At 71.3% G+C, this 12,167-nt stretch carries 9 protein-coding genes, 1 pseudogene and 1 riboswitch; of the genes and pseudogenes, 6 read left to right on the forward strand and 4 right to left on the reverse strand.

From position 1 onward, the window contains the following. On the reverse strand, positions 1-1,562 hold a 1,562-nt coding region (locus AB7U92_RS11035; protein ID WP_428576266.1), incomplete at its 3' end, for a cation-translocating P-type ATPase. Between the two features lie 167 nt (positions 1,563-1,729). Between AB7U92_RS11035 and AB7U92_RS11040 the strand changes: the two genes are divergently transcribed. Together AB7U92_RS11040 and AB7U92_RS11045 are read left to right on the forward strand one after the other, a co-directional pair. Continuing rightward, a complete protein-coding gene (locus tag AB7U92_RS11040) occupies positions 1,730-2,188 on the forward strand; it encodes a hypothetical protein (protein ID WP_428576269.1) in 459 nt (152 codons plus the stop codon). 27 nt (positions 2,189-2,215) lie between these two features. Continuing rightward, positions 2,216-3,028 (forward strand): esterase/lipase family protein, encoded by an 813-nt coding sequence (locus AB7U92_RS11045; RefSeq protein ID WP_428576272.1) that lies wholly within the window; start codon positions 2,216-2,218, stop codon positions 3,026-3,028. A 43-nt stretch (positions 3,029-3,071) separates the two neighbouring features. Here AB7U92_RS11045 and AB7U92_RS11050 read toward each other — a convergent pair. Continuing rightward, positions 3,072-4,325, reverse strand: a pseudogene (locus tag AB7U92_RS11050) (wax ester/triacylglycerol synthase domain-containing protein); the annotation flags it as partial. Between the two features lie 17 nt (positions 4,326-4,342). Next, positions 4,343-5,764, reverse strand: a complete 1,422-nt coding sequence (locus tag AB7U92_RS11055) for a wax ester/triacylglycerol synthase family O-acyltransferase (RefSeq protein WP_428576274.1) — start codon at positions 5,762-5,764, stop codon at positions 4,343-4,345. Between the two features lie 149 nt (positions 5,765-5,913). Between AB7U92_RS11055 and AB7U92_RS11060 the strand changes: the two genes are divergently transcribed. Then, a complete protein-coding gene (locus AB7U92_RS11060; RefSeq protein ID WP_428576277.1) occupies positions 5,914-7,491 on the forward strand; it encodes an oleate hydratase in 1,578 nt (525 codons plus the stop codon). 28 nt (positions 7,492-7,519) lie between these two features. Here the strand turns inward: AB7U92_RS11060 and AB7U92_RS11065 are convergent, their stop codons facing one another. Next, positions 7,520-8,407, reverse strand: a complete 888-nt coding sequence (locus tag AB7U92_RS11065) for a LysR family transcriptional regulator (RefSeq protein WP_428576279.1) — start codon at positions 8,405-8,407, stop codon at positions 7,520-7,522. A 119-nt stretch (positions 8,408-8,526) separates the two neighbouring features. On the opposite strand from AB7U92_RS11065, the gene AB7U92_RS11070 reads away from it, so the two are divergent. The 3 genes from AB7U92_RS11070 to AB7U92_RS11080 all read left to right on the forward strand — a co-directional run. Continuing rightward, complete coding sequence (locus AB7U92_RS11070; protein ID WP_428576282.1) at positions 8,527-9,519, forward strand: Bug family tripartite tricarboxylate transporter substrate binding protein; 993 nt, start codon at positions 8,527-8,529, stop codon at positions 9,517-9,519. Between the two features lie 16 nt (positions 9,520-9,535). Beyond that, a complete protein-coding gene (locus AB7U92_RS11075) occupies positions 9,536-10,726 on the forward strand; it encodes a M20 aminoacylase family protein (protein WP_428576285.1) in 1,191 nt (396 codons plus the stop codon). Between the two features lie 97 nt (positions 10,727-10,823). Next, positions 10,824-10,929, forward strand: a riboswitch (glycine riboswitch). A gap of 48 nt (positions 10,930-10,977) precedes the next feature. Beyond that, positions 10,978-12,167: D-amino acid dehydrogenase (locus AB7U92_RS11080; protein WP_428576287.1), on the forward strand; the 1,190-nt coding region annotated here is incomplete at its 3' end.

Genomic DNA, 12,167 nt, shown 5'->3' on the forward strand with positions numbered 1-12,167 from the left:
ACGCGCAGCGCGCGCGTGGCCATGGCCTCGGCCTGGCCGCGCGCGGCGTTCAGCGTCGGGTCGTGCAGGCCTTCCCGCCCACCGTCGGCCAGCCGCAGCACCGCCTCGGGCGCGCCCTTGACGAGCACGCGGCGCGGCGCCCCGGCCAGGCGGTGGCGCGTGGCCATCAGCTTGGTGTCGGAGTCGAAGGGCAGCTCGGCCTCGCGCGGCGCGTCGCGGCGCAGCGCCGCGAGCTCGATGCCGGCCTTGCCGGCCAGCACCAGCAGCGCGCCTTCGGTGGGGTCGCCGAGCACCGTCCAGGCGGCGCGCTCGTCTTCCGGCGGCAGCAGTTCGGCGTCGTTGCACAGCGCAGCGGCAGCGATCAGCTCGCGCAGCGCGGCGTCGCGCACGTTGGCCGGGTGACCGTGCTCGAGCAGCGTGCCTTCGGGCGCGTAGCCGATGCCGCCCGCGGCGATCTCGCGGTGCGCGCCGCCGCCAGGCAGCCACAGCTCGACGGCGGTCATCTCGTTCTTCGTCAGCGTGCCGGTCTTGTCGCTGCAGATCACCGTGGTGGAGCCCAGCGTCTCCACCGCCGAGAGGCGGCGGATGATGGCGCCGCGCTCGGCCATCCGCTGCATGCCGACCGCCAGCGCGATGGTCATCGCCACCGGCAGCCCCTCGGGCACCATCGAGACCATCTGGCTGATCGCCACCATCAGCACCTCGGGCAGCGGCAGCGCGCGCCACAGGCCGAGCAGCACGACGAGCACGAACAGGCCCAGCGCCGCTGCCACCAGTGCGCGGCCGAACTGCTCGAGGCGCTGTTCCAGCGGCGTCTTCGGCTCCTCGGCGCGCTCGGTCAGGCCGGCGATGCGGCCGACCTCGGTGTGGATGCCGGTGGCCACCACCACCGCCCGGGCACGCCCGCCGGTGACGTGGGTGCCGGAATAGACCATGTCATGCCGGTCGGCCAGGCCCGTGGCCTCCGGCACCGCCGCCACCGACTTGGCCACCGGCACCGATTCGCCGGTCAGCGCGGCCTCGGCCACCTGCAGCTGCGCCTCTTCGACCAGGCGCGCATCCGCGGCCACCGCATCGCCGGCGGCCAGCAGCATCAGGTCGCCCGGGACCAGTTCGCGGGCCTCGACCACCTGCTCGTGCCCGTCGCGCAGCACGCGCACGCGCAGCGACGACAGCCGCCGCAGCGCCGCCATCGAACGCTCGGCGCGGCCCTCCTGGAAGCTGCCGATCAGCGCATTGACCAGCACCACGGCGAGGATCACGCCGGCGTCGCCGTGATGGCCCAGCGCCACCGCCAGCACCGCGGCGACGAAGAGGATGTAGATCAGCGGGCTCCTGAACTGGCGCACGAAGGTGCGCCAGACGGGCTTCGGCGGCGGCTCGGGCAAGGCGTTGGGGCCCAACCCGGCCAGGCGTTGCGCCGCAGTGGCGGCCTCCAGACCGCGGGCCGGGTCGGTTCCGCAGCGCCGCAGCGCTTCATCGGCGGTGAGCGCATGCCAGTCGATGACTGCGCCGTCGGGGGGATCATCGGTGGTCGTTGGCGGCACGCCGGTGGTCTCCATCTCGGATCGGTCGCTTCGATTCTGTTCAAGACGCCCGACCCTGTCCCGCCCCGAGGAGGCTGCGTTGCGCAGGATCAAGCAGCACGGTGGAGGCCGCCGCGAACGCGGAACTTCCGGCCCGGGCTTCACTCACTGCGGGGTTGCAGTCCGCAGCCCAGGAGACACCCATGACGACGAGAGACGATCCGCGCCGGTTCTCGGCCGCGGCAGCCCGTGCGCTGGCACTGATGGTGGCCGCCAACGGTCGCGCCGACCCGCGCGAACTGAAGGCGCTGGAAGACGTCGATGCCTTCGTCCGCCTGGGCATGCCTCGCGGGCACTTCCTGGCGCTCGTCGATGAATGCCTGAATGAAGTCGGCCACGGCCTGGCGGAGTGCTCCTGGCTGCGCGCCCGCGACCAGGCCTATGTCGACCGCCTGCTCGATGCGGTGGTCGATCCGCAGGAGCGGCTGATGGTCTGCCGCATGGCCGCCGCCGCCGTGACCGCCGACGGCCATGTCTCGGGCGACGAGCGGCTGGTGTTCGACCATGCCCTGGCACGCTGGCACATCAGCCGCGCGATGCTGACGGAAGCCATCCTGCACGACAGTTCACGCAGCGGCGGCCGGCCGTGGCATGCTGCCTAGACCACAGGTCCAGGCACGCCACACCCGATGGTCCGCAGACACCCCCACGCCGGCCGGCCCCGCACGGCCCACTCGCTGCTCGAGCTGCGCGCATTGTTCGAGGCGGCGGCGTTGCCATGGTCGATGCCGATGCTGGCCACCGCGCCGCGCGGCGACGGCCACCCGGTGTTGCTGCTGCCGGGCTTCATGGGCAGCGAGGCCTCGCTGATCGCGCTGGAACTGTTCCTGCGCAACCGCGGCTATGCCGTCGAGACCTGGGGGCTGGGGCGCAACGTCGGCTTCCACGCACGCCATGCCACCGCGCTCGAGCAGAAGATCCGCTACCTGCACCACAAGACCGGCCGCAAGGTCAGCCTGGTGGGCTGGAGCCTGGGCGGCGTGTTCGCGATGTACGGCGCCCACCAGGCGCCGGAGTGCGTGCGCTGCGTGGTCACGCTGGGCAGCCCGATCAGCGTCGATCCGGAAGGCAGCGCCTCGCCGCCGCTGGTCAAGGCGATGTACCGGCTGATCGCCCACCCGATGGGGCCGGCGGCACACGCGATGCAGCCGCGCGCGAAGAAGCTGCGCGAGCGCAAGACGCTGACCGTTCCGCTGAGCTGCCTGTATTCGCTCGGCGACGGCGTGGTGCCGCCGCAGGAAGCCACGGTCGAGGGCGACCCGGCCTGGCACGAGAACATCCGCGTGCCCGGCAGCCACGTGGGCCTGGGGTTCAACGCCGTGGTGCTGTGGATCGTCGCCGACCGGCTGGCGCAGCCGGAGGGCGCTTGGGCGCGCTTCGAGCCGTCCGGGCCGATGGCGTGGCCCTACCGGATGCTGACGCACGAGCGCCTGACTTTCTGAGTGCCGGCATGGCACGCGCAAGCGCCAGGTACTCCTGGAAGCTCTCTCGCACGCACTGGGTGAAGAACTGCGGATCGGGCATCAGCTCGCGGCACGAGGTGGGCGAGACGACGATACGGCCGTCGTAGCGGGTCACCGCGAATACCAGCCCCATGCCGTCACTGATCGGCAGGATCGCCGAGAAGTAGCTCATGCGCGCACCGTGCAGGTACACCGGCACCGCTGGCGCGGTGACGTGGGTGATGGTGCAGCACGGCAGCGGCAGCGGCCGCTCGGGCGCAGGCCGCAGCGATTCGGCGGTCTGATCGCGGATGTGGGCCAGGCGCTGCACCGCATCGTCCACGTCGCTGCCGATGCCGATGCGCCAGACGGCGGCGTCCGGGCCCACGTCCTCGCCGATGGCCAGCGGCGCGTTGGCCGACAGTTCCGCCCTCGGCAGTTCGGCGTGCGCGCCGAGATAGCGCCGCAACCCGCCGGCGCACACCGCCAGCACGGCGTCGTTGAGGGTGGCGCCGTCGACCAGGGTGCGGATCGCCTCGAACTCCTCGACCAGGAAGCGCCGCGTGTCGAACACGCGGTGCGGCGTCACCACCGCGTTGAAGCGCGTCGCCGTGAGATGCCGCTCGGGATGCAGCAGGTCGCGCGCGAAGGCCAGCGTGGCCGGCGCGGCACGGCGCAGCGGGCGCAGCAGCCGCGTGGGCGAGGTCAGGCAGTGCAGCGCGGCCCGGCCCAGCAGCGACGCCGGGCCGGGCGGGCGCTCGGGGAACCAGGGCTCGGCGGGCTCGGGCTTGCGCGGCCGTCGCGTGGTGTCGTGCAACACGTCGACGAACTCGTTGCGGCTCTCCACGTCGATCGCCGCGTGGTGGATCTTGGTCAGCAGCGCGAAGCTGCCCGGCGGCAGCTCGGCGATGCTGTCCAGCCCCTCGATCACGTAGATCTCCCACAGCGGACGGTTCAGGTCGAGCGCGCGCGCGTGGATGCGCGAGGCCTGGATGCAGAACTGTCGCCAGTCGCCCGGCTTGGGCAAGGCGATGTGGCGCACGTGGTACTCGAGATCGAAGTCCTCGTCCTCCACCCAGTAGGGCTCGTCGAGTTCCAGCGGCACGCGCAGCAGCCGGCTGCGGAAGATCGGCGATCGGTGCAGCCGGCCCTGGATGTGCGCCAGGATGGTCTTGAAGCGCAGCACGCCGCCCGGGACCGTGCTCTGGTCGTAGATCTGCACGAAGGTGACGTTGGCGTTGGCCTGCAGCGTGTCGGCGTCGAGGAAGCTCGCGTCATGTCCGCTCAGTTGGCGCATGGGTGTGGCCCGGTCGGTCAGCGTGGGGTGGCGTGAGGGCTGCGCGCGAGCAACTCGTCGAACGCGGCCACCAGCGCGATCGACAGCTCGCGCGCATCGGGCACCGCGCAGCGTGCCGTGGTGAAGCCGAATCCCATGTCGCCAGCGTAGCTCATCACGGTGACGTTCAGCCCGATGCCGTGCTCGACGATGGACAGCGGCCAGTAGGCCGTCATGCGCGCGCCGGCCGCGTACAGCGGCACCGGCGGGCCGGGCACGTTGGAGATCACCAAGTTGGCGATCGGCGGCATCGCCTCGATGGCGGTGGAGCGCTCGTACAGCGCGGCCAGCGCCTGCAGCAGCCAGGGCGTGCCGAGCGACGGGAAGTCGGTGGGGATGACGCCGCGCGCGCGGCGCGCCAGCGTCTTCACGGCGCCGGCCGCATCGCGGATCGCGCGCAGCCGCTGCACCGGGTCGGCGATGTGCGTGTTCAGGTTCACCAGGCTGAGCGTGGCCTGCACCGAGAAGTCGGTATTGCCGCCCTCGCGCAGCGAGATCGGCATGGTGGCGATCAGCGGCCTGTCCGGCACACCGCCGTGGGCGGCCAGCCAGCGCCGCAGTGCACCGCCGCACAGGGCCAGCACGATGTCGTTGAGCTTGGCCTCGTGGGCCTCGGCCAGCGCCTTGAGCGCCACCAGCGGCAGCGACACGGTGGCAAAGCCGCGCTCGCCGCTGATCGGCACGTTCAGCGCGGTCTTCGGCCCGACGCTGAAGTTCTGGCCGAGCCCGCCACCCTTCGGCGGCGCCTTGCCGCCGGGCGAGGGGCCGATCAGGCCGGCCAGCGTGCGCGCCACGTCGGGCAGGTGGCGCAGCAGCTTGACGTACTGCGCCGCGTCGTGGCGCAACGCGGCGGCGGCCAGCGCCAGCGTGCCCGGATGCTCGGCCTGCGCTGCCTTGCCGCGCGGCAGCGGGCGCGGCGCCGGCGTCGTGTCGAACAGCGCCTGCGAGAGCAACACGCCGGCCTGCCCGTCGAGCACGGCGTGGTGGATCTGGAAGTAGTAGGCCACCTGGTCCGAGGCGAGGCCGTCGATCACCGCCATGCGCCACAGCGGCCGGCGGCGGTCGAGCAACTCGGAGTGCAGCCGGCCAGCCAGCGCCTCCAGCTGCGCCTGCGTGCCCGGCGCCTCGAGGCTGAGGTGCTGCACGTGGTAGCGCCAGTCGATCGCATCGTCCTCCACCCACACCGGGTTGGCGAACTGCAGCGGCATGGGTGCGAGCTTGCGCGTGAGCACCGGCGCCAGGCGCAGCCGCCGGCGCATCTGGCGGCGCACTTCGGCGAGGAAGTCGGTCGGCGTGACGCCGTCCGGCAATTCGAACAGGTGCAGCGAACCGACGTGCATCGGCGTCTGCGCCGTCTCCAGATGAAGAAAGGCCCCGTCCACGCCGCTCAAGGATTTCATCGACCGTTGCCCCTGCGCGCACCTGCGCTGTCCGCCTCGTCCTTGATACCGCCTCGTCGCTCACGTGCATTGCGCCAGATCACTTCGGCGCCGTGCCGCAGGCCGACACTGCGCGCAGAGTCGATCGCGACGCCACCACGGGGATATCCATGCCGAGCGAACGCTGCATCCACATCGTCGGCGCCGGCATCGCCGGGCTGGCCTGCGCCGCCTACCTCCTTCGCGACGGTGGCGTGCCGGGCCGGCAGATCCACCTCTACGAAGCCGGGCAGCCCGGCGGCAGCCTCGACGCCGCGGGCTCGGCCGCGCAGGGCTACTCGATGCGCGGCAGCCGCATGTTCGGGCCGGCCTACGTGCTGATGTACGAACTGCTCGACGCCATCCCCTCGTTCGACGACCCGGCGAAGTCGGTCGCCGAGGACACCTTCGAGTTCTGGCAGTCGGCGCCCTGGTACGACCGCGCGCGGCTGGTCGAGCGCGGCGGCCGCATCGTCGACCCCACCGACTGGCGGCTGCGCAACCACGATCGCGCCGACCTCGCCAAGCTCATGCTGCGCGACGAGGGCGAGATCGAGGGCAAGCGCATCGAAGAATGCTTCGAACCGGCCTTCTTCGAATCGAACTTCTGGCTGATGTGGTGCAGCATGTTCGGCTTCGAGACCTGGCACAGCGCCGACGAACTGCGGCGCTACCTGCTGCGCTTCCTGCGCCTGTTCCCCGACCTGGAGACGATGCAGATCATCCAGTCGACCCGCTACAACGGCCACGACTCCATCGTGACGCCGATGCTGCGCTGGCTGCAGGCGCAGGGCGTGCAGATCGAGACCGTCGTGGAAGTGGACGACGTCGCGTTCGACTCCGGCACGCACGGCACGAAGCTGCCGCGGCGACTGCACATCACGCGCGCGGGCCGCGCCGAGTCGATCGAGCTGGGCGACGACGACCTCTTGATCCTCACGCTCGGCTCGATGACCGCCGACTCCAGCCTCGGCTCGATGGAGGCCGCACCGGTGGCGCGGGCCGGTGCGCCGTCGTCGTCGTGGCGGCTGTGGCAGCGCCTGGCCGAGCAGGACCGCGCCTTCGGCCGCCCCTGGGTCTTCTGCGGCCAGCCCGACCGCACGACCTGGATCACCTTCACGGTGACCGACGCGAACCTGGAGTTCTTCCGCCTCGTCGAGGCCTTCAGCGGCAGCCCGGCCGGCCGCGGTGGCCTCGTGACGCTGAAGGACTCGAGCTGGATGCTCACCTTCCACCTCTACCCCTGCCCGGCGTTCCCGGGCCAGCCGGACGGCACCGGCGTGTGGTGGGGCTACGGCCTGTTCCCCGACCGCATCGGCGACTTCGTGGGCAAGCGCATGGACGAATGCAGCGGCCGCGAGATCCTCGTCGAGTTGTACGCGCAGCTCGGCCTTCAAGAACGAACACCGGCGCTGCTGGCCTCGGCGAACTGCATCCCCTGCCGGCTGCCCTACACCACCAGCCAGTTCATGCCGCGCCTGCGCGGCGACCGGCCGGCGGTGCTGCCGCACGGCTTCGAGCGGCTGGCCGTGGTCGGCCAGTACTGCGAGATCCCCGCCAACGTGGTCTACACGGTCGAGTACTCGGTGCAGTCGGCCCGCATGGCCGTGGCCGGCCTGCTCGGTCTGGAGCCCGTGCCCCCGGCCTACGAGGGACTGGACCATCCGAACGCGCTGGTGGGTGCGCTGCGGCGGATCCTCAACGACTGAGATCGGGTGGCTGGCCGGCGATGACGTTTCAGGCGTCGCGCAGCCGCTCCTGCATCAGCTCGCGCACGATCGGCAGCAGCGGCGCCTCGGTGCGCCGCGCCAGGGTCACCAGCCCGAGCCGCGCGGTCGCCTCCAGGGCCGGGCGCAGGCTGAGCTCCTCCAGCGTCGGCGCGGCGGCGCGGATGGCCAGCAGCACGGCGTCGCTGTGCTCGGCCACCTCGACCAGGCTGGCCACCTCCTCGCAGCGCAGCGTCACGCAATGCTCGGGGTGGGCCTGCGGGCCGTAGCGGGCGATCAGGATGCGCGCCACCTCGTCCGACAGCGGCGTCGAGGCGATCGGGTAGCGGCTGACGTCCTCGAAGCGCGGCCCGCCTCGCAGCGTCGTCAGCGGGTGGCCTCGGCGCACCATGAAGGCGCCGCGCATCTCGAACAGCAGATCGGTGCGCAGGTCGGGCGCGGGCTTGAGCGAACGGGCATCGACCACCAAGGCATCGAGCGTGCGAGCTCGCAGCGACTGCACCAGCAGCTCGGTGCCGCCGCGGGCGATCTCGACGTGCACCTGCGGATGCTCCAGTGCGATCGTCATCAGCAGCGGCGTCATCAGCATCGCACCCGGGCCGGAGCCCATGCCGATGCGCAGCGTGCCGCGCTCGCCCTCGCGCGAGCGGCGCCCGCTGCCCTGCAGCTCCTCGGCATCCGAGACCAGCAGCCGCGCGCGCTCCAGCGTGGCGCGGCCGAAGGCGGTGAGCTCGATGCGCCGGCCTACGCGGTCGAACAGCGGCATGCCGAGCTCGTCTTCGAGGGCGCGGATGCTGCGGCTGAGCGCCGGCTGGGTGAGGAACTGCGCCTGCGCCGCGCGGCTGAAGGAGCCGGTCTGGGCCAGCGCGATCAGATGGCGCAATTGCACCAGGGTCATCGCCTCACCTCCGGTTTTGATGCACTGGACTCATGCTAATGCAGAACACAATGCATTGGACTTGGCCTGCGCCGATTCCTACATTGGCGCCACGCTTCATCCACCTTCAGGAGTGCCCGATGTCGAATCCCGCCCGTCGCCTTGCCCTTACCGCCCTCGTCGCCAGCGGCTGGCTGCTCGCCGCCGGCTCGGCGCTCGCCCAGTCCTGGCCGACCAAGCCGGTGAACCTGATGGTCCCGTACCCGGCGGGCGGCCCGTCGGACGCCATCGCCCGCATCTTCAACCAGCCGCTCGGCAAGGAACTCGGCCAGCAGGTGCTGGTGGAGAACCTCGGCGGCGTCAGTGGCGCGCTGGCCGCGCAGAAGGTGCTCGGCGCGCCGGCCGACGGCCAGTACGTCTTCCAGGGATCGCCCAACGAGGTGATCCTCTCGCCGCTGGCCAATGCCGCGGTCAAGCTCAAGACCGAGGACTTCCGGCTCGTGCACCCGGTGGCCGACGCGGTGATGGTGTTCGTGACGCGCAAGGACCTGGGCGTCAACAGCGTCGACGAGCTGATCGCGCTGGCGAAGAAGTCGGCCGACAAGCCGCTGACCTACGGCAGCGTGGGCATCGGCTCGCTGTACCACCTGATCCTCGAAAGCGTGCAGGCGCAGACCGGCATCAAGCTGGCCCACGTGCCCTACAAGGGCAACGCGCCGCTGCTGCAGGACATCGGCGGCGGCCAGGTCGACTTCGCCGTGCTCGTCTACAGCGCCGCGATGGGCGCGCTGGCCGAGCAGGGCCGGCTCAAGGTCATCGGCCAGCTCGGCGCGCAGCGTTCGGAGTTGCTGAAGAACGTGCCGGCCATGGGCGAGACGCAAACGCTGAAGAACGTCTCGTACAAGATCTGGACCGGCTACATGGTGCCGAAGAACACGCCGGAAGACGTGGTCGTGAAGCTTCATGCCGCGATCGGCAAGACGCTGCAGGACCCGGGCGTGCGCACGCAGCTGGCAGCGCAGACCCAGCATCCGTCGGCGCCGATGACGCTGGCCGAATCGGCCAAGTTCTTCGAGGGCGAGACGGCGCGCTACCGCGCCATCGCCAAGCAGATCAACCTGCAGCCGCAGTGAGCGCGGAGGCGGCGTCGTGACCTACCTGCTCGATGCACTGCAGGCCCGCGTGGGCGAGTTCGTCAGCCTGCGCCGCGACATCCACCGCCACCCTGAGCTGGCCTTCGAGGAGCACCGCACCTCGGCGCTGGTGGCCGACAAGCTGGAAGGCTGGGGCTACACGGTGCATCGCGGACTGGGCGGCACCGGCGTGGTCGGCACGCTGCAGCGCGGCCGCGGCACCCGCCGCCTCGGCCTGCGCGCCGACATGGATGCGCTGCCGATCGAGGAGGCCAGCGGCGCCGACTGGCGCAGCCAGCGCCCCGGCCTGATGCACGCCTGCGGCCACGACGGCCACACCGCGATGCTGCTGGCCGCAGCGCGGCACCTGGCCGAGCAAGGCCGCTTCGACGGCACGCTGAACCTGATCTTCCAGCCGGCCGAAGAAGGCGGCGGCGGCGCGCTGCGCATGATGGCCGACGGCCTGTTCGAGCATCACCCCTGCGACGCGGTGTTCGCGATGCACAACATGCCCGGCATCCCGCAGGGCCGGCTGGTCTTCCGCGAGGGCGCGGCGATGGCCTCGTCGGACTACGCGACGATCACGCTCACCGGCACCGGCGGCCACGGCGCGCTACCGCAACATGCCGCCGACCCGGTGGTGGCGGCGGCCAGCCTGGTGATGGCGCTGCAGACGGTGGTGTCGCGCAACGTCGACCCGCTGCAGGCGGCGGTGGTCACGGTGGGCGCGCTGAACGCCGGCCGCGCCAACAACGTGATCCCGGCCAGCGCGACGCTGGAGCTCAGCGTGCGCGCGCTCGACCGCGAGGTGCGCGCGCTGCTGGAAAAACGCATCAAGGCGCTGGCCCAGGCGCAGGCCGAGAGCTTCGGCGTGCATGCAAGGGTCGACTGGCGGGCCGGCTACGCGGTGCTGGTCAACACGCCCGCCGAGACCGCCTTCGCCCGCGAGGTGGCCCTCGAGCTGCTCGGGCCCGGGCAGGTCACGCTGCAGGGCCCGCCGCTGACCGGCAGCGAGGACTTCGCCTTCATGCTTGAGCGCGTGCCCGGTTCGTACCTGTTCATCGGCAACGGAGACGCACCCGGCAACTGCATGGTTCATCACCCGGGCTACGACTTCAACGACGACAACATCGCCATCGGCAGCGCCTACTGGGTGAAGCTGGCCGAACGCTTTCTTGGCGAGGAGGGCCCGCCCGCCCGCCAGTAACATCGCGATCTCTGCAGGAGAGTGCCGGGATCCAGCAGGAGCCCGGCCCCCGAAGGCGCAAACTCCCATGAACGCTCAGGGCCCGTACTGCACCACACCAACGCCGTCTGGAGAGACGTCACGCGCGTGACGCACCGAAGGAGCAAGGCCCGCGCCGATGGCACGGGGCGAATCTCTCAGGTACCGAGGACAGGGGGAGCGGCAAGCGCGCGACGCACGTCGTGCGCGCAACGTTCCTTTGGAGTCCTGTCATGCGCGTAGTGGTTCTCGGCGCCGGCCTGCTCGGCGTCACCTCGGCCTATTTCCTTCGTCAGCAGGGTCACGACGTGACCGTCATCGACCGCCAGGCCACGCCGGCGGCGGAGACCAGCTTCGCCAACGGCGGGCAGATCTCGGTCAGCCACGCCGAGCCCTGGGCCAACCCCGGCGCGCCGCTGAAGGTGCTGAAGTGGCTCGGCCAGGAAGACGCACCGCTGCTGTTCCGCCTGCGCGCCGATCTGCGCCAGTGGCTGTGGGGCCTGCAGTTCCTGCGCGAGTGCCTGCCCTCGCGCACGCGGCACAACATCCGCCAGATCGTGCGCCTGGGCACCTACAGCCGCGACACGCTGCAGCAGCTGCGCCGCGAGCGCGGCATCGCCTACGACGAGCGGACGCAAGGCATCCTGCACTTCTACACCAGCCAGAAGGAGTTCGACGCCGCCGAGGCGCCGGCCGCGCAGATGCGCGAGCTCGGCTGCGACCGCCGCGTGATCTCTGCCGACGAAGCGGTGAAGCTGGAGCCGGCGCTGCGCCACATCCGCGCGCAACTCGCCGGCGCCACCTACACCGCCGAGGACGAGTCGGGCGACGCCAACCGCTTCGCGCGCGAACTCGTGAAGCGCTGCGAGGAAGACGGCGTGAAGTTCCTGATGAGCCACACCGTGACCGCGCTGCGCGAGGCCGGCGGCGAGCTCGATCACGTCGAGGTCACCGACGGCGAGGGCCGCTTCCGGCAGATCCGCGCCGATGCCTACGTGCTGGCGATGGGCAGCCTGTCGCCGCTGTATGCCAAGGCGCTGGGCCTGGCGCTGCCGATCTATCCGGCCAAGGGCTACTCGGTGACCATGCCGGTGAAGGACGCCTCGAAGGCGCACCAGGTCTCGCTCACCGACGACGAGTACAAGCTGGTGTTCTCCCGCCTCGGCGACCGCCTGCGCATCGCCGGCACGGCCGAGCTCAACGGCTACGACCGCGACCTCAACCGCGTGCGCTGCGAAGCCATCGTGCGGCGCGTGGAGCAGCTCTTCCCCGGCGCGGGCGACACCACGCAGGCACAGTTCTGGACCGGGCTGCGCCCGGCCACGCCGAGCAACGTGCCGGTGATCGGCCGCTCGAAGCTGAAGAAGCTGTTCCTCAACACCGGCCACGGCACGCTGGGCTGGACGCATGCCTGCGGCTCGGG

Origin of the sequence: Piscinibacter sp. (assembly GCF_050175855.1) — a bacterium.
Taxonomy (GTDB): domain Bacteria; phylum Pseudomonadota; class Gammaproteobacteria; order Burkholderiales; family Burkholderiaceae_C; genus Piscinibacter.

Coding starts and splice junctions, on each gene's coding strand:
- AB7U92_RS11070 (WP_428576282.1), top strand. CDS start 8,527: ATGTCGAATCCCGCCCGTCGCCTTGCCCTTACCGCCCTCGTCGCCAGC.
- AB7U92_RS11045 (WP_428576272.1), top strand. CDS start 2,216: ATGGTCCGCAGACACCCCCACGCCGGCCGGCCCCGCACGGCCCACTCG.
- AB7U92_RS11040 (WP_428576269.1), top strand. CDS start 1,730: ATGACGACGAGAGACGATCCGCGCCGGTTCTCGGCCGCGGCAGCCCGT.
- AB7U92_RS11065 (WP_428576279.1), bottom strand. CDS start 8,407: ATGACCCTGGTGCAATTGCGCCATCTGATCGCGCTGGCCCAGACCGGC.
- AB7U92_RS11060 (WP_428576277.1), top strand. CDS start 5,914: ATGCCGAGCGAACGCTGCATCCACATCGTCGGCGCCGGCATCGCCGGG.
- AB7U92_RS11055 (WP_428576274.1), bottom strand. CDS start 5,764: ATGAAATCCTTGAGCGGCGTGGACGGGGCCTTTCTTCATCTGGAGACG.